This window comes from Pseudotabrizicola sp., from assembly GCF_030684215.1.
In the GTDB taxonomy this organism is placed as follows: Bacteria; Pseudomonadota; Alphaproteobacteria; order Rhodobacterales; family Rhodobacteraceae; genus Pseudotabrizicola.
The window spans coordinates 51307-70631 of the sequence record NZ_JAUXOV010000021.1 but is presented as its reverse complement, the minus strand read 5'-3'; the positions used below and the strand labels follow the sequence as shown (position 1 = coordinate 70631).

Sequence of the window (19325 nt, the reverse complement as noted above, 5' to 3'; positions counted from 1 at the left end):
CTACTCCGCTGGGACAGATATGGGAGCGTCGCGCGGCTCTTCGCGGGTCGGGCTTTTGCCATCGGCGGCGCGGCGGGCAAGGTGCAGGATGACCCCGATATAGGCGATCATCAGCGCCAGATAGATCGCAATATATGCCATCAGCGTGGCCATCACCATCGGCGCCGCCACGTCGCCCACGGCGGCCTCGGTTGTCAGCACCCCCGTTACCAGCCAGGGCTGGCGACCGATTTCGGTCACATACCAACCCGCCAGCGTTGCCAGCCAGCCCGAAAATGCCATGCCGGTCGTTACCATCAGGAAGGGCCGGGGCAGGGCATCCGCGCCGCGCCGCCAGATCAGCAGAACCCCCAACCAAGACAGCGCCAGCATTGCCATGCCGGTGCCGACCATCACCCGGAACCCCCAGAACACCGGGGCCACAGGCGGGTGCATCACCGTGCCATCCTCGGCCACAAAGTCATTCAATCCTGGCACCACGCCACTGGCCGAATGCTTCAGGATCAGGCTTGCCCCGTTGGGCACAGCAATCTCGGCATGGTTGGTGCGCGCGGCCTCGTCGGGGATGGCGAACAGCAGCAGCGACACATTCGGCCCGGTTTCCCAGTTACCTTCCATCGCCGCCACCTTGGCCGGCTGATGCTCCAGCGTGTTCAGCCCATGCAGGTCGCCCATCAGGATCTGCAACGGGATCAGGACCGCGCCAAGGATCAGGCCAAATCGCAGTTGGGTGCTCACCGTTTCGGTCCGGTCACCGATCAGACGGCGGAAGGCCGCGATCCCGGCGATCAGAAAGGCCACGGTCAGGCCCGAGGCCAGCAACATATGTCCCAGACGATACGGCAGAGAGGGGTTGAAAATGATGGCAAACCAGTCGGTTGCATGTACGATTCCGTCGCGCAGCTCATACCCCTGCGGCGTGTGCATCCAAGAGTTCAGCACCAGGATCCAGAACGCGCTCATCGTGGTGCCAAAGGCCACGAGAAAGGTCGCCAGAATATGCAGCCACGGCGGCACCCGGCGCGCGCCAAACAGCATGATGCCCAGAAACACCGCCTCAAGGAAAAACGCCGTCATCACCTCATAGGCCAGCAGCGGGCCCGCCACGTTGCCAACGGCTTCCATAAAGCCCGGCCAGTTGGTGCCGAACTGGAACGACATGGTGATGCCAGACACAACGCCAAGCGCAAAGGACAAGGCGAAGACCTTGACCCAGAACATATAGGCATCCATCCACTTTTGCAGGCCGGTTCGCGCAAAGCGGTAGCGGAAAAACAACAGCACCCAGCCGAGCGCGATTGTGATCGTCGGGAACAGGATGTGAAAACTGATATTGGCCGCAAACTGGATGCGGGAGAGCAAAAACGTATCCATGATACACCTTTCTGTTGTCCCTAATTTAGGACTCAGGTGCAGATGTGAAGACCCGTGCGACCAGCGGTCACGCCTTGTTGGCTTAGCCGCCGGTATGGCTCATGTGGCGGGTCATCTGACCGGTGGCACCGGTGCGGGTATAGTCGAAATCATGGCCTTTGGGCTTGTGGCTGATGGCGGCGCGGATCGCGGTTTCCAGCGCGCCATCCTCTGTGCTTGCCCGAAGCGGCGCGCGCAGGTCGGCCATGTCTTCCTGCCCCAGACACATATACAGTTCGCCGGTGCAGGTCAGCCGTACCCGGTTGCAGCTTTCGCAGAAATTATGGGTCAGCGGTGTGATGAAGCCGATCTTTTGCCCCGTCTCCTCCAGCCGGACATAGCGCGCAGGACCGCCCGAGCGTTCAGACAGGTCGGTGACGGAAAAGCGGTCGGCGTAACGGGCGCGCAGGTCTTTCAGGCTCCAATACTGGTCCAGGCGGTCTTCGTTGCCCAAGTCCCCCATCGGCATGACCTCAATCCACGTCAGGTCATGGCCTTCACGCGCACACCAGTCGGTGAGGCTGAACTGTTCGTCCTCGTTAAAGCCCTTCAGCGCAACCGCGTTGATTTTCACCCGCAACCCCGCCGCTTTGGCGGCTGCGATGCCATTCAGCACCTGCGGCAACCGGCCCCAACGTGTGATATCGGCGAATTTCTTGTCATCCAGCGTGTCCAGTGACACATTAATGCGCCGCACCCCGCAATCGACCAGTTCAGCCGCATATTTCGCAAGCTGGCTGCCGTTGGTGGTCAGGGTAAGTTCTTTGAGCGCGCCAGACTCCAGATGCCGCGACATGCCGCGGAAAAACGTCATGATGCCCTTGCGCACCAACGGCTCGCCGCCGGTGATCCGCAGCTTTTCCACGCCCATGCGGATGAACGTCGAGCACATCCGGTCCAACTCCTCCAGCGTCAGCAGGTCGGCTTTGGGCAGGAAAGTCATGTTCTCAGACATGCAATAGACACAGCGGAAATCGCAGCGATCGGTCACGGAAACGCGCAAATAGGATATGGCGCGCGCAAAGGGGTCGATCAGGGGGGCTGTTTTGGTCATTTGGTAAAGGTAAGAGCCCGCCGATGCTGTGGCAAGCGGTGATCGGGCCATTGCGGGCGGGTCGGGGGCATACTATCGTCGGATCATGCGTATATTGATTGCCCTGACCCTCGCCCTGACCGCCACCTCTGGATGTGCGGTGCTGGATAGATTGAAACCGGCCACAGCCGCCACAGCCGCCACTGCCGCACCTGACGCCTCAGATGCGTCAGAGCCTGTCGCCGCAGCCCCGGCCCCGGTACTTGGTGCGGGTGGCAACACTGCCGCCGCGCTGGATACCACCACGGCCGCGCAAAAGCAGGCCGCGCTTGCCGCACCCGCAGCCAGCGGTGAGCGCGAGCTTGGCAAGGTCACGGTCAGCCTTGGCAGTCCTGCAGAGCCGGGGATCTGGCTGCGCAGTGCCTTGGTGACGGCACCCGGCAAGGGGCGCGTGGTCACGGCCTCGGGCCAGTCGGTCGCGGTTGATCTGTTGCCGGGGCAAGGGGCGGCGCAATTGTCGCTGGCGGCCTATATGGCGCTTGGCCTGTCGCTCACCGCATTGCCCGAAGTGACGGTTTTCGCAAACTAAGCCGCAAAGCGGCGCAGGAGTGTTCTGATGCGGGTTTTGGTGCTTTCAGTGATTGCCTCCGTTGCAGGCTTTGCCAGCGTGGGGCAGGCGCAGTCGCTTGATTGCAACAATGCCATGACCCAACGCGATATGAACGCCTGCGCCGCGCTGGAGTTCGAAGCGGCTGACAAGGATCTGAACGCCGCTTACGGGCAGGCGCGCAACGCCATGCGGCGGATGGATGCCGAGTTGATGGCCAGTCAGCGCGGTGCCGAAGTTGCCTTGCGCGACGCGCAGCGGGCCTGGATCACATTCCGCGACAACTCTTGCACCGCTGAAGGCTTTCAGATGCGCGGCGGATCGGCAGAGCCGCTGTTGGTTTTGGGCTGCAAGGCCCGTCTGACAGTGGTGCGGGCCGCTGATCTTTGGACCTTGGCGGCCGGGGTCGAAGGCTGAGCGCGCGGCTTAGTCTTTCAGCGAGGCTTCTACTTCGGCGGCCAGAATATCAGCCAGACGTTTGCGGAACTTCGGCGCGTTCAGCCGGGTCACCACATTCTGACAGATCGCCTTTTCCATCTTAATCCGCCCGCGCGCCTGCGCTTGCGTCAGCAGGGCACGCAGATAGGGCCCAAAGTTGCGGCGTCCGCGCCAAAGCTGCGCAAAACTGGTGCGGGTCAGCGTGCCATCAATCGCGGATTGGGCCAGCGGGCTCATCACCTGCATGTGGGTCAGTGCCCAGTCTACCCGCCCAGCCAGACGCGGGCAGCGCAGATGAGTCACATGATCGCCCCGGAACAGCGCGGCGTGCATGGCGTCTTCAGCCACGTCCGGATCGTGCAGGATGAATACCCGGCCCGCGCCATCGATCATGTCGGGGGCATAGCCATAACGGCTGGTGAAATCTTTCTTGCGCGATTTCAGCGACCGCTTGTCCCAGCTGGCCCAATCGGGCGACAGCGTTGCACGAGGGCTAATGGCGATGACAGCGGCGCCGGGGGCCGCAACCGAAAACGCGGCGGCGGCATAGCCCTGCACGCCTGCGCCCATGAACAGAACCGCGTCGAAATCTTCAAAGAACGCGTCATCCACCAGCCGGTCGAAATAGCCATAAACCCGAGGATCGCGATAATAGGTGTCGCCGTCGGCGATGATGCACAGGTGCGACCAGCCTTTTTCCTTGGCAATGTCATGGCCCAAAGGCATCTGCCCCGGACGGGCGCGAATATCGTCGGCCTGTTCAAAGGTGACCAGCAGGGTCGGGTCTTCGTCCAGAAAGAACGCCCAGTGCTGGCTGCCGAGTTGTTCGAAATACCCTGCCTCGTCGCCGATCTGATCCAGCAGGGCCAGCCAGTTTGCGCGGTCTTCGTCAGCTGGGGTGACAGGTGTGGAGGTGTTGGTCGCCGCGGCGTCTGCTGACACCTTTATAGCCACATCCGCCGTCTGGGGCGGTGAGAGCGTATCCGACATAACCATCTCCGTTCCCGGCGAAAAAAAACGCGCCGAACTATCATTGTGACCACAACCTTTAGTGTCTGACTTTGGCTGATTTGAGGCAAGACCCGATGGCGCGACAAACTGTTTCTTGCTAATTCGCGTTTTTGCATCGGCAAATTTGCGCCAGACCGCGGTGTGTCAGGGCGTTTGAGGCCCGGTGAGCTGCGCCCAAAGGGCTGCGTGATGCGGCTCTGCCCTAAGTGCGGCAATTCGTGCGCGGTGCCAAGCCACTGATTTTTTGTGCATAAAGGCCAGATCTGGGTCGGCCATCATACGCGCCATCCAGTCTTGTACCCGATCATCATAGCGCCGGATCGCATCGCAGGGCTGTTTCGCCAGATTGAACCTGTCCCAATAGTCGCGTCCCATGTCCTGCCCGACATGATTGACCCGGCCGCGGTCGCGCTTGACCAGAAAGCTTTCGGTGCTGCGCAAGGCGTAGTGGTTGACCTGCGCCACGCTGTAATCAGCCGCCACAAACATCGTGTGGGGCTGCGCGCGCCAAGGGCGGCCCCCGGCCTCTTCGCGCCGCAGGTCGCGGCCCAGATCTGTGCGCGCGATGGGGGCATGGATGCCAATGCGGCCCACATTTGCCAATCCCCGGAATAGCGATTTGGCGTAAGCGTAGCCGGGGCCGTCGGCGCTTTCGGAGCGGTGAAACTGCTGGGTGACGGGCTGGTCTTCATAGGTGTGACGCCCATCGGGGCCAAAGATGCGCCATGGCACAGGAATCACCTCGGCCTGCGGTGTTGCGGCTGCGGCAAGTGCTTGTACGCTGCCATCCCCCAGCCGGATCGTCAGGAATTCATCCGCATCGCAGACCCAGATCCAGTCTGCCTGCCGCACGATGTCATGGCGCGTGGCCTGTTTCAACGCCGAGCGCTGTATCGAGGTGGCTGCCCATGGCTTTGTCGGGTGATGCACCGCCAGACCAAGCGCGTGCAGGCGCATCGCCATGCGGCGGGTGTGGTCGGCGCAATCATTGGTGCAGATCAGTATTTGGTCAAACCCAAGCGCCTTGTGATGCGCCACCCATTCCAGCACAAACGCGCCTTCGTTTTTCATCGTGGTGATGACGGTGAAGCCGCTCAATGCTCGGCCTCTCCGCTATGCTCCACGGTAAAGAAGAAATCGGGCCGCAGATCGCGGCTGTGCAGATCGGGCGGGATCACGCCGGGGCCTGCGGAAAACACCGCTGATCCAAAGTGATGCTGCAAGCGGCACAGTTTTTGCATCCGCTCACCCGTCAGTTCGGCAAAGAAATTGCGGTAGTTTTCGGTCTGCAACAATTCGGCGATCTTGGCGCGGTGGCAGGCCACGGAATGATCATGCGCGGCCCTGATCTCGGGGTCGGACAGCAGGCGGTCATATTCAGCCTGCACCGCTGGGATCATCCGCTGAATAGAGGTGTCGCGGTCGGAATTGTGGTTCATGCGAAACCAGTAGTTCAGTCCTTGGTCGCGGTCGACATGGTTGACCCGGCCCCGGTCACGCTTGACCAGAAAGCTTTCGGCCGAGCGCACGGCGTAGTGGTTCAGTTGCACCCAGTCATAGCCATAGGTCTCCAGTGTGGACCGCCAGCCGTTGCGAAACAGTTCCTTTGGCATCGGACGGCCCGACCCGTTCAGCCATTTCACCTGATCCCACAGGTCGGGTTTCAACCCCTTGGGCCGATGAACCCCCAGCTTCTTGTAGATGTCGATATTGCGAAACAGCGTCTTGAAACCCCATGCCTGATGCGGTTTGCGGATCACCTCGGGGGCGCAATCGGTGAACTGCTCCAGCAAAAAACGGTCCAGATAGGGGGCCACGTCAGAATTGCCGATCAGCCGCCATGTCAGGCTGATCATATTGGCATCTTCCATCGCGGTATACAGCGCGTGCAGTGTTCCATCGCCGATCTTGATGTTAATGAATTCATCCACATCCATGCAGATGCCCCAGCCGCAATTTTGCATCACGGGTTCAGATTCCGCTGCCTGCAAGGCTGCATGCTGCGGCTTTAACTCGCCCCCCGGCACCCAAGGGTTAACGCGGTGCTGGCATAGACCCTTGGCCTGCAACAGCTCCAGCATGGTGTCGGTGCCATCTGTGCAATCATTTGTATAGACAAGGAAATCATCGACCCCGATGGCGCGGTGATAGGCGATCCATTCCAGAATGAACGGGCCTTCGTTCTTCATGGTGGTCACAATCGCGGTGCGCCCTGCTTTCGCCGCCGCTTGCGGGGCAGCGCGCGGGGTAGATGTGGGCGCACGCACGGGTTTATGGGCGAAATAGGTCTCCGCCATGGCCAACAAACCCGGATCTTCGATCAGCGAGGTTTTGGGCGCCAGTTCTCCCGCCTGCCGCCCCGGCACCCGGATCGACATGGCGCGCAGGAACGGCACGGCTTGGGCGGTGTCGGGCTTGGCAAAGGCCACGCGCACCATGCGCCATGTATTTTCCAGACCTGCCTTTGCCGGGGCTACCCCCCAACGGGCAATGCCGCGCCGTGCATCAAACTGGCGGCAGATGTGGTCGCCAAAGCGCGGCTCGCCCTTTGGTCGCACGCGCCACGGATATATCCGCCGACCGACCAGCAGGATCACGCCATGCTTGGCCATCTGGCACTGATCAAAGGGGTTTGGCGCATCCGGGGCCAGAATATCGGTCACATCCAGCGTCAGCACGGCGCGGGCCTGCGACAGAAACCGCCATTTCAATGCTTCAAACAGGATCTGCTCGGACAGGGCTGAGCGCCACGGGTCTGGGGCGGGGGCCTCCATCCGGTCTTTGCCCGGCGCGTCCGGGGCAAACCAAGGGTGGTTAACCGGGCCTTCGTCCGGCTTGCCCAAGGGGATAGGGCTGTCCAGCACCACAACCGTCAGCCGGGTCTTGCCAAGTGCCTTTCGCAAGGCGCGGGCGAAATCCGCGCCATCGGGCAGACGGTTGACGATCAGCGCTGCGTGCAACCCGTGATGCAGGGCGTGATAGATGAGCCCCTCGGCCACCTGGGTCGGCGTCTCGTCGATGCGAAAGCCGAAAATCGTGTTCAGCCCGGCAAACAGCTCTGGTTCTGCCGGGATGGGCGACAGATCCAGCCGCGCGCCGTTGGACAGGGCCAGCGGGCCGGGGCCATCCGTCACCACCATTGCGCCGCCGGAAATCTCGCGCAACTCCAGCGGGGTGGCGCAACCGGACGCGCCATCGGGCAAGAACGCCGCCGGGCTCGTCCCGGTGCCAAAGGTCGTGAACACCCGGCCATCCGGGGTTTGCACACAATCCAAGGCCCGCGTCAGCCCGTCTCGGCCCAAATCGCGCGCCATCAGGGTGCGGTGAAACACATCCGCTGTTGCCAAAGGGCTGCCCGCCATGCCCGCTCACCTTTTACTGCCTGCGGTCTGTTGCCGCGATTGTGGACTGGCATAGCACGGCTGCCTTTGTGCGGCAAAGCAAAGGCCGGATAAATTGTGCCATTCCCTTGGCAAAGCGCCGTAATTTCGCCAGACTGTTTCTTTATGGCCAACAATGTGTGGTCTTTCAGGGGTTGTTTGCAGGCATGGTCAGGGTCAGGGAAGTCGGCACGCTGTGGATCGGCGGCAGCCTGTCGTGGATGGAGCAGCTTTGCCTGAAGTCCTTTGTCGATCGCGGCCAGAAAATCACCCTGTTTTCATATGCCCCGATCCCCAACGTGCCCCAAGGCGTGATCTACCGCGACGGGCGCGAGGTGCTCGATACCGACAACTTCTTGAAATATGAAAAAAAAGACAGCTTCGCGCTGTTTGCCGACTTGTTCCGCCTGCATATGATTGCGCAAAATCCCGGCATGATCTGGGTAGATACCGATGTCTACTGCCTGCGCCCGATGGACTATGACAGCGATCATGTTCTGGGGTTTGAATTGCCGGGTGAAACGCGGGTGAACAATGCTGTGCTGGGCCTGCCTGCGGACGGTCCGCTGCTGCGCGCGATGCTGGAGTATACATCGGACGTTTACGGCATTGCGCCCTTTGTGAAGGAAAAGCTGCAGGTTGAGTATCGCGCGGCAGCGGCAGCGGGCACCCCAGTGCATGTCAGCCAGCAGCCTTGGGGGGTCTGGGGGCCGATGATGGTCACGCATTTCACCCACCAACTTGGGCTTGTGGGCGAGGTGCAGCCGCTGGATGCATTTTATCCGGTGACGTTTCCCGACCGACTGAAATTCCTGCGCCCGGCTGCGGTGGCCGAGGCGATGATCACCCCACGCACCACCGCGCTGCATCTTTGGGCGTCAAACAAGCGCGAATTGGGCCTGCGCCACCATGGGGTGCCGCCTGTGGGAAGTTACCTCGACAAGCTGCTGAAGCTGCATGAGATTTCGGCAGAGGCCGCCCCGATCAAAGGGCGGGGCAAGCGTGTGTTTGATGCCGGGCTGGTCGACCGTCTGGATGTGGCCGACCTGCAAAGTTTTGCTGATCTTGGCGGCAATGCGCAGTCTCTGGCCTTGGCCGCTTGGCACAAATGGGACTGTGACATTCACCTGATCGACCTTGATCACAAGGGCAATTGGCCAGACGCGCCATCGCCTTGGATCGCGCCCTATGTCGGCTATCTGACGTCGCATGGCGTGCCGGAGGCGAAGATATCGCGCATCGCAAGTGTGCAGTATTTGCGGCCCGTGGATGTGATCGCCAATCTGTCTGGCTTTGGGGATGTAAACAAGATCAAGCATTTGGGCGATGTTCTTAAGGTATCACTGCACGCTCAGACGCTCATGATTACCGATATCCGCAAGGGATCAGGCGCCTATCCGTTGCTGAACACCTACGGCAGTTGTGACACCATCACCACGCGTGAAGCTGATGGTGTGACCATCACCCGTGCGCTGTTTCGGGCCGGGCCGCAGGTGGTCTCAAAAACGCCGGTTGCCAAGGCGGGCGATAAGGGAAGCTGGGCCGAAATCGCCACAACCCTTGCCGGTCGCGACGGATTTTACCGCGAAAGCCCAGAGCATTCGTTTCTGTTCATGCAGCGGTCAGACACGCTGGTCGTGACCTTTGACAACCTTGATATCGCCATGGGCAAGCGCGAGGATCGCAGGCCATGGGGTTTTGCCTTCATCGAAAAGCAGGGCTGGTCTATGCTGGGGGTGATGGCGAACGGCTGGACATGGTATCGTGATCCGTGGGTCTGGCAGCAGTTTGACGATCTGCGCGACAGTGGATTTTTCAAGAAATTCAAGCGGGTGGTGTTCTATGGCGCGTCGATGGGGGGCTATGCCGCCTGCGCTTTTGTCGCCGCCTGTCCGGGGGCAGATGTGGTTGCGATTTCCCCGCAATCCACGCTGGATAAGGCGCTGGTCCCGTGGGAGACGCGCTATCACACCGCTTGGGGTCGCGATTATTCCGGCCCCTACGGCGATGCGTCACAGGCCAGCCAGGCGGCGGGGCGGGTGTTCATGCTGTATGATCCCTACGAGCCGCTGGATACCGGCCACGCCGACCGTTTCACCGGCGCGAATGTGGTAAAGCTGCGCACGCCGCTGTTGGGGCATCGCTTGGGGTCGAGCCTGCAACAGATGGGGATCTTGGCCCCGATCACGCTGGCTGCGCTGAATGGTACGCTGACCGAGGGTGAGTTCTACCGCACTTTGCGCGCCCGCAAGACGTTTCCGCGCTATCAGCGCGAGCTGTTCAAACGCGCGCTGGACCGCGGGCGGCCGGGGCTGGCGCGCAAACTGGGGCGCTGGGTGTTGGTGCGGGGCGACAACAGGTTTATCCGGCAGGGGATGCTTGGACTTTGAAGCCGGGTGCCTGTGGTGTGCGGCGGACGCCTCCGGCGGGAGTATTTGGAAAGCAGCAATCCCGCAGGGGCTAGTCCCTTGGTCGTAGCCGCGTGGTTGATGGCTTGACCCTGCCAGACCTTGTGACCAGCATGGCCGGGTTCAGGGGAGGATGCTGTGTGATACCCGTTCCGTCCACGATTGAAGCAACCGAAAGCATGTTGGCGCAGCAAGGCTATGTGGCCAGCCGCGCTTTGGCTACGGTGGTATTCTTGTCGCTGAAGCTGGGGCGGCCGCTGTTTCTTGAGGGCGAGGCCGGGGTTGGCAAGACCGAGATCGCCAAGACGCTTGCACAAGCGCTGGGTCGGCGGCTGATCCGGTTGCAATGCTATGAGGGGCTGGATGCAGCCTCGGCGGTGGCAGAGTGGAATTTTGCCGCGCAGATGGTGGCGATCCGGGCTGCGGAGACCACCGGGGGCGGCACGGCCAAGGCTGATCTGTTCACCGAAGAATTCCTGATCGAGCGCCCGCTGTTGGCGGCGATGCGCCCGCAGCCGGGCGGCGCGCCGGTGTTGCTGATCGACGAGATCGACCGCACGGATGAGCCGTTTGAGGCGTTTCTGCTGGAAGCGTTGTCGGATGCCCAAGTGACGATCCCCGAGCTTGGCACCATCCGCGCGCCAGAGCCGCCGATCGTGATCCTGACCTCGAACCGCACGCGCGAGGTGCATGACGCGCTTAAACGCCGGTGCCTGTATCATTGGGTGGATTACCCCGGATTTGACCGCGAGTTGCAGATTTTGAACGCCCGCGCTCCCGAAGCGCAAGAGGTGCTGAGCCGCGAGATTGTGGGCTTTGTCCAGCGCTTGCGGCGTGAAGATCTGTTCAAGCGCCCCGGTGTGGCTGAAACCATCGACTGGGCCAAGTGCCTGCTGGCGCTGGATGTGATCGCGCTGTCGCCTGAGGTGATTGCCGATACGCTTGGTGCGATCCTGAAATATCAAGATGACATCCAGAAGATCCAGGGGTCAGAGGCCAAGCGCCTGTTGGAGCAGGTCCGGCAGGAGATGGTGAGCGCATGAGCAGGGGGCGCTGATGGCGACCTATGCCCCGCTGGAAATCCCTGAAGATGGCAAGCTGGCGCAGAACGTCACCCATTTCGCACGCGCGCTGCGTAGGGCGGGTTTGCCCATCGGGCCGGGGCGGGTGCTGGACGCCATCCGTGCGGTGGAGGTGGTGGGGTTTTCTGAACGGGTGGATTTCTACTGGACCCTGCACGCCTGTTTCGTGAGCCGCCCCGAAGAGCGGGTGATTTATGAGCAGGTGTTCCGCCTGTTCTGGCGCGACCCGAAGTACCTCGACCATATGATGAGCCTGCTTTTGCCCTCGATCCAGGGGTTGCAAGAGGACCGCGCGGCATCTGCGGCGGAAAAGCGGGCGGCAGAGGCGCTGCTGGACGGGGTGGAGCGTGACCTGCCTGCGGGGGATGACGACAGCGCTGATGGGGACGGCGAGATCGACATCGACGCTTCGGCCACCATGAGCCATGAGGAGCGCCTGAAAACGCTGGATTTTGAGCAGATGTCGGTGGCGGAGGTGGCACAAGCCAAGCGGATGCTGGCGCGGCTGAGCCTGCCGGTAAAGCCCTTGGTCACGCGGCGCAGCCGGGCTTCGACCACGGGGGCGCAGGTGGATATGCGCCGCACCTTGCGCGCGTCTTTGCGGCACGGCGGCGAGATCACCCAACTGTCGATGAAGACCCCGCGCCTGCGTTGGCCCAATCTGGTGGTGCTGTGCGATATCTCTGGCAGCATGAGCCAGTATTCGCGGCTGGTGCTGCATTTCATTCATGCGGTGGCGAACCGGCAGGGGCAGGGCTGGGCGCGGGTGCATGGGTTTACCTTTGGCACGCGGCTGACCAATATCACCCGCCATCTGAAAAACCGCGATGTTGATGCTGCCTTGCGCGCAGCGGGGGCCGAGGCGCAGGACTGGTCGGGCGGCACGCGGATCGGGTCTTGTCTGGCAGATTTCAACCGGGACTGGTCGCGGCGGGTTTTGGGGCAGGGGGCGGTGGTCTTGCTGATCACCGATGGGCTGGACCGCGACGACAGCGGACAGCTTGCGCGGCAGATGGAGCGACTGCATCTGTCGTGCCGTCGGCTGATCTGGCTGAACCCGTTGCTGCGCTGGGATGGGTTCGCCCCAAAGGCGCAGGGCATCCGGGCCATGCTGCCCCATTGCGACGCGTTCCGGGCCGGGCATTCGGTCGCGTCGCTTGAGGCGCTGGCTGCGGTGATCTCTGACCCCGGTGACGGCGGCGAAAAACAACGTCTGTTGCGGATGATGTCGGGAACCTGATCACAGGCTCGTGCGTTAAAGGGCGTGAGTTGGCGTGGTCTCTACCGGTTCGTGGCGTTGTTATCGCATAGCAAAGCCACACTCCTTAGGGTCTGACCATGCTCAACGGCGGTGCGAGTCGCAGATGCGACGCTCATTGATGCCATGCGAAAGGAAGACCATGAAACGCTTGCTCTCTACTACCACGGTTCTGTCACTTGTTCTGACGCCGATAACCCCTTGGCCCTTGATGGCGCAGGTGTTTGACGCGGATATAACTGTGAACGACGACGGGTCCATTCTGGATGCTGAAGGTGCTGTTCTGTGTTCGGTGCTGGCCGGTCAGACCTGCAACGCTGAGGCGATCGCGCTGCAGGTGCTGGCAGGAAACGCCGACCAGCTAAAAGCTGACGCTGAACTGGCTATTGAAGCCGCTGTAGTGGCGGCAGACGAAGCCGCAGCTGAGGCCGCGCGTTTGGCTGAAGAAGCCGCGGCAGAAGAAGCCCGCATTGCTGAAGAAGCAGCCATTGCTGCGGCAGAAGCCGCCGAAGCAGAAGCGCGTGCGGCAGAAGATTCGGCAGCAGCAGATGCGGCAGCGGCAGAAGAAGCCGCCCGTGCCGAAGAAGCTCGACTGGCCGAAGAAGCAGCCCGTGCTGCCGAAGCCGCCGACGCTGCGGCCGCTGAAGCAGAGGCCGCCGAAGCTGAAGCGCGCGCGCTAGAAGACGCGCTTGCCGCCGAAGCTGCGGCCGCCGAAGCTGCAGCAGAAGAAGCTGCAGCAGCAGAAGCTGCGGCTGCCGAAGCGGTAGTGGAGCCGGTTGTGCCCGTCGAGCCAGAGGTTGCAGCCGAGGCAGAAGTGGAAGCTGACCCTGTGGTAGAGCCAGAAGTCGCGGCTGAAGTTGAGGCCGAAGCTGAAGCTGAAGTCGTTGCCCCAGAAGCAGTGACGGAAACCGCGCCAGAGGTGCCTGTTGCGCCTGAAGCCGTGGCCGAAGCAGAGCCGGTTGATGTGCCGGTTGTCAGCGAAGAAGAAGAACAGACCTTGTTCGGTTTGCTGACCGCGCCAACCGCAACCGATGCAACCGATGCAACCGATGATACCAGCAACCCGCTGACCGGACTGGCCGCCGCTGCCCTTGCGCTGGGGCTTGGTCTGAACCCGGACGGCACCGCCCCGGCAGAAGGCACCGAGGCACCCGCAGCTCAGCCTGAGCCGGACAGCGTGACCGTAACGACCGTGACCGAAGAAACCACGCGGTCGTCTTCCGAAGAGTTCACCGCAGCCCCGACGGCTGTGGGCAACAACAAGCGCTCTGGCCTGTCCAACCTTGAAAAGGTCGGCCTGCTGGCGCTGGGCGCGCTTGTGGTTGGTAAGGTGCTGAGCGATGGCCGCGAAGTGGTGGAAAACACCGGTGACCGGGTTGTTGTGCGCGATCCACAGGGCAACTTTGTGGTCTATAAGGATGATGACACCCTGCTGCGTCGCCCCGGTGCAACCGTGCGCACCGAGACGTTCAGCGATGGCTCGACCCGGTCCACCGTGGACCGCGTTGATGGCACGCAAGTGGTCACCATCCGCGACGCCTCGGGTCGGGTTCTGCGCCGTGCGGTCTATGATGCGCAGGGCCGCGAAGCGGTGCTGATCGACGATCTGGTGCGCGAAGAGCGGATCGACGTATCGACCCTGCCGCGTCCGCGCCCGGACCGGGTGACGATCTCGACCAACGATGGCGATGCGTCGTTGAAAGCAGCGCTTGCACGTGAAGAAGCCCGCGCCATTGGCCGGACCTTCAGCCTGCGCCAGATCCGCGAGATCCCGCAGGTGCGGGCACTGGCGGCGACGATCGATGTCGACAACATCACCTTTGACTCTGGCTCTGCGGTCATCCGTCCGACCGAGGCGCGCAAGCTGGCCTCTATTGGCCGGATCATCGACGATATCCTGCGCGACAATCCGGGTGAGGTGTTCCTGATCGAAGGGCATACCGACGCCGTCGGCTCGGCGTCCTATAACCTGACGCTTTCGGACCGCCGCGCGGAATCGGTGGCCCTGGCCCTGACCGAGTATTACGGCATCCCGCCGGAAAACATGGTGGTGCAAGGCTATGGTGAGGGTGAATTGCGCATAGAGACTCAAGCGGACGAGCGGCGCAACCGTCGTGCCGTGGTGCGGGTCATCACCCCGCTGATGCGGACCGCTGCCCTGCGCTAAGACGCGTTTGGGATCTGACAAGACAGGAATGCCGCGGGTGTCATGCCCGCGGTATTTGCCATTTTGGCGCATGGCACCTTTTGCCAGTGGCACCGCACACAGGGCTGGCCCATACTTGGGCCTGATCCGCCCTGTTATGGGCAATGAGGGTGACGATGACCGCAGCAGATCACGACCGTATTCCCGAAATCGCGCTGGACTGGCACCGCGCCGGGCGGGGGGCCGCCCTTGCCACCGTGGTTGAGACATGGGGATCAGCCCCGCGTCAGGCCGGCAGCCAGCTGGCGATTTCGGGCGCGGGTGACATCATGGGGTCGGTCTCGGGGGGCTGTGTCGAGGGTGCCGTGGTGACCGAGGCGCTGGAGGCGATGGCCGATGGCGTGCCGCGCCTGCTGACCTATGGGGTCAGCGATGACAGCGCCTTTGCGGTGGGTTTGGCCTGTGGCGGCACGATCCGGGTGCTGGTAGAACCTGTGGGGGAAGGTGGGCATCGCCTGCCGCCTGATCTGCTGGGTGATCTGGTTGCAGCCCGCGCGGCGCGTCTGACGCTTGGCTATACTGTAACGCTTGACGGCTGGGTGCGCAGCTTGGTTGCGCCGGGGCAGGACGGTTCGGTGGATGCGCGGTTGCGGTCTGACAAATCCGGGATGGAGCAAGACGGGCGCTTCATTGCCGTGCAAAATCCGCCGCTGCGGCTGATCGTGGTGGGGGCGGTGCATATCGCGCAACCCTTGCTGAGCATGGCGCGGGCCTGCGGCTATGCGCCAACCCTGATCGATCCGCGCGGTGCTTTCGGCTCGGCAGAGCGCTTTCCGGGTGAGGTGATTCTGGACGACTGGCCGGATGAGGCGATGACGGCGCTTGCCCCAGATGCGCGCACCGCCGTTGTCACCCTGACCCATGACAGCAAGCTTGATGATCCTGCTATTCTGGCGGCGCTTGCCTCCCCGTGCTTTTATCTGGGCTGCCTTGGCTCTACCCGCACCCATGCCAAGCGGTTGGATCGGTTGCGCAATGCTGGTGTGCCAAAGGCCGACATCGCCCGCATTCATGCGCCGGTGGGCTTGGATATCGGTGCCAAGACCCCGGCGGAAATTGCGGTGTCTATCCTCGCGCAGATCACCCTGACCCTGCGGAGGGGCGCATGATCTTTGGCGAAGTGCCGCTGGATCAGGCCGAAGGGGCCATTCTGGCCCATTCGGTGATGGAGGGTGAAGGGCGGCTGCGCAAAGGTGTGGTGTTGGGGGCGGTAGAACTGGCCCATCTGCGCGCGGCTGGCGTGCGCTGTGTCACTGTCGCGCGGCTGGAGCCGGGCGATGTGGCCGAGGACAGCGCTGCTACCCGGCTGGCGCAGGCTTTGGTGCCCGATCTGGCGGCGGCGCGGCTGGCGCTGACCACGGCCTTTACCGGGCGTGTCAACCTGAATGCAGTCGGGCCGGGGGTTGTGTTGCTGGACGCCGGCGCGGTTCATGCGCTGAACCTTGTCGATCCGTCGATCACCCTTGCCACCTTGGCACCCTTTACGCGGGTCGAGGCGGGAACGCTGGTCGGCACCGTCAAGATCATCAGTTATGGCGTGGCCGCAACGGCCCTGAGCCGTGCCTGCGATCTGGCGCGGGCGGCGGTGCGGGTCTGTCCGGTGGTGCGTCCCGATGCCAGTCTGATCCTGACGCAAGTGCCGGGCCTGCCGGAAAAGCTGGCGATCAAAGGGCGCGAGGCGGTAGAGGGTCGACTGCGCGCACTGGGGATGCGGCTGGCCGATTGCGTGACTGTGCCCCATACTGAAGCGGCGATAGCGGCGGCGGTGGTACAGGCGCGGGGGGCGATGGTGCTGATCCTGACCGGATCGGCCACGTCTGATCTTTATGACACCGCCCCGCAAGCCTTGCGCCGGGCGGGCGGCCATGTGGCGCGGTTCGGGATGCCCGTTGATCCGGGCAATCTGCTGTTTTACGGAAATTTTGGTGACCGCCCGGTGATTGGCATGCCGGGTTGTGCACGCAGCCCGGCGCTGAACGGTGCCGATTGGGTGCTGGAACGGCTGGCCTGCGGGCTGGTGGTGAGCGATGCCGACATCGCGGCCATGGGGGTAGGAGGGCTACTGAAGGAAATTCCGATCCGCCCGCAGCCACGCGAACCCCGTCGCCAGACATGAAAACGGGGGCCGATTGGCCCCCGCATGTGGTCTGCAAAGATCTGCACCTTATTTCGGGCCGATCATCATCACCATCTGACGGCCCTCAAGCCGTGGCATCGATTCGACTTTTCCATTGTCGCCCACATCAGCGGCAACACGGTTCAGCAGTTCCAGACCAAGCCCCTGGTGGGCCATTTCGCGGCCCCGGAAGCGCAGGGTGATCTTGACCTTGTCGCCTTCTTCCAGAAACTTCAGGACCGAGCGCATTTTAACGTCATAGTCATGCGTATCAGTACCGGGACGGAATTTGATTTCCTTGATCTCGATGATCTTTTGCTTCTTGCGCGCTTCGGCTTCGCGCTTTTGCGTCTCATACTTGAACTTGCCGAAGTCCATGATCTTGCAAACCGGGGGTTCGGCGTTCGGGCTGATCTCGACCAGATCGAGACCCGCCTCCTCCGCCAGAGCCATCGCGCGGGCTGGCGTCACGACGCCGACGTTTTCGCCATCTGCGCCGATCAAGCGGATTTCCGGGCTGCGAATGCGATCATTGATACGCGGGCCGGTGTCACGTTGCGGCGGGGCGTTGTGGGGTCTGCGGGCTATGGTGTGCGTCCTTTTGTGGTTTACTCAAGCGCTGGCACGATAATCCTGTCGGGCTTTGGGTTCAATGCCATTCCGCGCCATTCGATGCCAATTCGGTGCCATTCTGTGCCTGAGCGGCAAGGAAAAGCGCTCACTTTTCCACCAAATTCATGCTGCGATGCGGCATTAGTCTTTTCAATCGGGTTGTCAAATGCCATATGCACGGTTCAGCCGGGCGGGACACCCGGATATGGGAGTAATAGAAATGAACAAAACAGTCATCGTTGGTGCCGTTGTAGTCTTGCTGGCAGCTGGTGGATATTACCAATTCAGCTATTTGCCTGCGCAGCAAGCAGCTGAACAAGCCGCAGCAACCGCTGCCGCCGAAGCAAAAGCTGCTGAAGAGGCTGCTGCTGCAGCTGCTGCCGAGGCTGAAGCAGCTGCCGTTGCCGCCGCTGAAGAAGCCGCTGCCGCCGCAGCAGAAGCAGCCGCAACCGTTACGGATGCAGTTGACGAAGCCGTTGTCGCAGCTGAAGAAGCTGCTGCTGCTGCGACCGATGCGGCACAGGAAGCGGCCGCCGCTGCTGCCGACGCTGTAGAAGGTGCTGCCGAGGCTGCAACCGATGCTGCTGCTGAGGCTGCCAACGAAGCCACCGCTGCTGCCGAAGCTGCTGCTGATGCGGCAAATGAGGCTGCGGCAAGCGCTGCAACCGCTGCTGCTGCTGCACTGGACCCGTCAAACTTTAACGCTGATGCGGTCAAAGGTCTGATCAACGGCTCGTCGCTGGATATCGCCACCAAAACCACGCTGAACTCGGCTGTGGATGCGGCCGCGTCCAACCCGGAGTTGCTTGAGGGCGTGATCGCTCAGGTCAAAGCAGCGCTTGGTCTGTAATCTGACCCCATGAATCGAAAAAGGCCGCGCAGTCAGCGCGGCCTTTTTTGTTTTGGGGCAGGCGGTTCAGATGCCGTCGCCGACAAAGGCCTTTTCCACCACATATTCCCGAGGCTCGGAATTGGCACCCTCACGCAGGCCAAACCCTTCGAGGATGGCTTTGACATCGACGTTGAATGCCAGCGAACCGCAGACCATGGCGCGGTCTGTTGCCGGGTCCATCGGCGGCAGGCCAAGGTCGGCAAAGACCTTGCCCGACGAAAGATTGTCGGTCACGCGGCCCATGCGGGGGAAAGCCTCGCGGGTGGTGGTGGGGTAATACAGCAGCTTGTCGCCCACCAACTCGCCGATCAGCGGGTCATCGGGCAACGCCTCGACCAATTGGCGACCGTATTCCAGTTCGGTCACCTCGCGGCAGGTGTGCATCATGATCACCTGATCATATTTCTCATAGGTGTCAGGCTCGCGCATCAGCGACGCAAAGGGTGCAATTCCGGTGCCGGTGGCCAGAAGCCACAGACGCTTGCCGGGCAGCAGTGCGTCATGCACCAAGGTTCCCACAGGTTTGGGGCGCAGGATGATCTCATCCCCCACCGTGATATGCTGCAAACGGCTGGTCAGCGGGCCATCCGGCACCTTGATCGAGTAAAACTCCAGCTCTTCATCCCATGCAGGTGAGGCGATGGAATATGCGCGCAACAGCGGTTTGCCCGTGTCGCCCATCAGGCCGATCATCACGAACTCGCCCGACCGGAACCGCAAGGTGCGCGGGCGCTCGACGCGGAACGAAAACAGACGGTCAGTCCAATGCGTGACCGAAGTCACCTTTGCCGCATCGGGCAGGTGGGGTTTTGCGGTCGGGGCGGCGGCGGGCTGTGCGTCTGTCATCAGGGTCACTTCGGTCATGAGAT

The 19325-nt window shown here is 62.2% G+C and carries 16 protein-coding genes; 9 read left to right on the top strand and 7 right to left on the bottom strand.

All coding sequences use genetic code 11. The features are described from left to right. Together Q8K08_RS02465 and moaA are read right to left on the bottom strand one after the other, a co-directional pair. A complete protein-coding gene (locus Q8K08_RS02465; RefSeq protein ID WP_305249098.1) occupies nucleotides 1-1374 on the bottom strand; it encodes a cytochrome ubiquinol oxidase subunit I in 1374 nt (457 codons plus the stop codon). An 82-nt stretch (nucleotides 1375-1456) separates the two neighbouring features. Next, nucleotides 1457-2467, bottom strand: a complete 1011-nt coding sequence (gene moaA, locus Q8K08_RS02460) for a GTP 3',8-cyclase MoaA (protein WP_305249097.1) — start codon at nucleotides 2465-2467, stop codon at nucleotides 1457-1459. A gap of 85 nt (nucleotides 2468-2552) precedes the next feature. Between moaA and Q8K08_RS02455 the strand changes: the two genes are divergently transcribed. Next, nucleotides 2553-3035, top strand: coding sequence for a hypothetical protein (locus tag Q8K08_RS02455; protein WP_305249096.1), 483 nt, complete (start codon nucleotides 2553-2555; stop codon nucleotides 3033-3035). Nucleotides 3036-3062: 27 nt separating this feature from the next. Continuing rightward, nucleotides 3063-3470, top strand: coding sequence for a lysozyme inhibitor LprI family protein (locus Q8K08_RS02450; RefSeq protein ID WP_304801057.1), 408 nt, complete (start codon nucleotides 3063-3065; stop codon nucleotides 3468-3470). A 9-nt stretch (nucleotides 3471-3479) separates the two neighbouring features. Here Q8K08_RS02450 and Q8K08_RS02445 read toward each other — a convergent pair whose 3' ends face one another. The 3 genes from Q8K08_RS02445 to Q8K08_RS02435 form a co-directional block, all read right to left on the bottom strand. Continuing rightward, nucleotides 3480-4481 carry a phosphoadenosine phosphosulfate reductase gene (locus Q8K08_RS02445; RefSeq protein ID WP_305249095.1) on the bottom strand — a complete coding sequence of 334 codons (1002 nt, stop codon included), beginning with the start codon at nucleotides 4479-4481 and terminating at the stop codon, nucleotides 3480-3482. Between the two features lie 165 nt (nucleotides 4482-4646). Then, nucleotides 4647-5600 carry a glycosyltransferase family 2 protein gene (locus Q8K08_RS02440; protein WP_304801060.1) on the bottom strand — a complete coding sequence of 318 codons (954 nt, stop codon included), beginning with the start codon at nucleotides 5598-5600 and terminating at the stop codon, nucleotides 4647-4649. Further along, nucleotides 5597-7864, bottom strand: coding sequence for a glycosyltransferase family 2 protein (locus tag Q8K08_RS02435; RefSeq protein WP_305249094.1), 2268 nt, complete (start codon nucleotides 7862-7864; stop codon nucleotides 5597-5599). Before Q8K08_RS02435 ends, Q8K08_RS02440 begins: the two co-directional genes overlap by 4 nt. 185 nt (nucleotides 7865-8049) lie before the next feature. On the opposite strand from Q8K08_RS02435, the gene Q8K08_RS02430 reads away from it, so the two are divergent. The 6 genes from Q8K08_RS02430 (at nucleotide 8050) to Q8K08_RS02405 (ending at nucleotide 16952) form a co-directional block, all read left to right on the top strand. Further along, nucleotides 8050-10272: a hypothetical protein gene (locus Q8K08_RS02430; RefSeq protein ID WP_305249093.1), complete on the top strand. Its 2223-nt coding sequence runs from the start codon at nucleotides 8050-8052 to the stop codon at nucleotides 10270-10272. Between the two features lie 197 nt (nucleotides 10273-10469). Further along, nucleotides 10470-11333 carry an AAA family ATPase gene (locus tag Q8K08_RS02425; protein ID WP_370654125.1) on the top strand — a complete coding sequence of 288 codons (864 nt, stop codon included), beginning with the start codon at nucleotides 10470-10472 and terminating at the stop codon, nucleotides 11331-11333. A gap of 13 nt (nucleotides 11334-11346) precedes the next feature. Continuing rightward, nucleotides 11347-12612, top strand: a complete 1266-nt coding sequence (locus Q8K08_RS02420; protein ID WP_304800146.1) for a VWA domain-containing protein — start codon at nucleotides 11347-11349, stop codon at nucleotides 12610-12612. A 160-nt stretch (nucleotides 12613-12772) separates the two neighbouring features. After that, nucleotides 12773-14797, top strand: coding sequence for an OmpA family protein (locus tag Q8K08_RS02415; RefSeq protein ID WP_305249092.1), 2025 nt, complete (start codon nucleotides 12773-12775; stop codon nucleotides 14795-14797). Nucleotides 14798-14952: 155 nt separating this feature from the next. Then, nucleotides 14953-15945, top strand: a complete 993-nt coding sequence (locus Q8K08_RS02410; protein ID WP_304797694.1) for an XdhC family protein — start codon at nucleotides 14953-14955, stop codon at nucleotides 15943-15945. Further along, nucleotides 15942-16952, top strand: coding sequence for a molybdopterin-binding protein (locus Q8K08_RS02405; RefSeq protein WP_305249091.1), 1011 nt, complete (start codon nucleotides 15942-15944; stop codon nucleotides 16950-16952). The genes Q8K08_RS02410 and Q8K08_RS02405 overlap by 4 nt, the downstream gene beginning before the upstream one ends. Nucleotides 16953-17000: 48 nt before the next feature. Here the strand turns inward: Q8K08_RS02405 and infC are convergent, their stop codons facing one another. Next, nucleotides 17001-17540 carry a translation initiation factor IF-3 gene (gene infC / locus Q8K08_RS02400; protein WP_370654098.1) on the bottom strand — a complete coding sequence of 180 codons (540 nt, stop codon included), beginning with the start codon at nucleotides 17538-17540 and terminating at the stop codon, nucleotides 17001-17003. A 244-nt stretch (nucleotides 17541-17784) separates the two neighbouring features. On the opposite strand from infC, the gene Q8K08_RS02395 reads away from it, so the two are divergent. Next, nucleotides 17785-18414: a hypothetical protein gene (locus Q8K08_RS02395; protein ID WP_304797435.1), complete on the top strand. Its 630-nt coding sequence runs from the start codon at nucleotides 17785-17787 to the stop codon at nucleotides 18412-18414. Between the two features lie 66 nt (nucleotides 18415-18480). Here the strand turns inward: Q8K08_RS02395 and Q8K08_RS02390 are convergent, their stop codons facing one another. Further along, the gene (locus Q8K08_RS02390; RefSeq protein WP_304797439.1) at nucleotides 18481-19302 is read right to left on the bottom strand and encodes a ferredoxin--NADP reductase; all 822 of its coding nucleotides are present in this window, start codon (nucleotides 19300-19302) and stop codon (nucleotides 18481-18483) included. Between the last annotated feature and the right edge of the window lie 23 nt (nucleotides 19303-19325).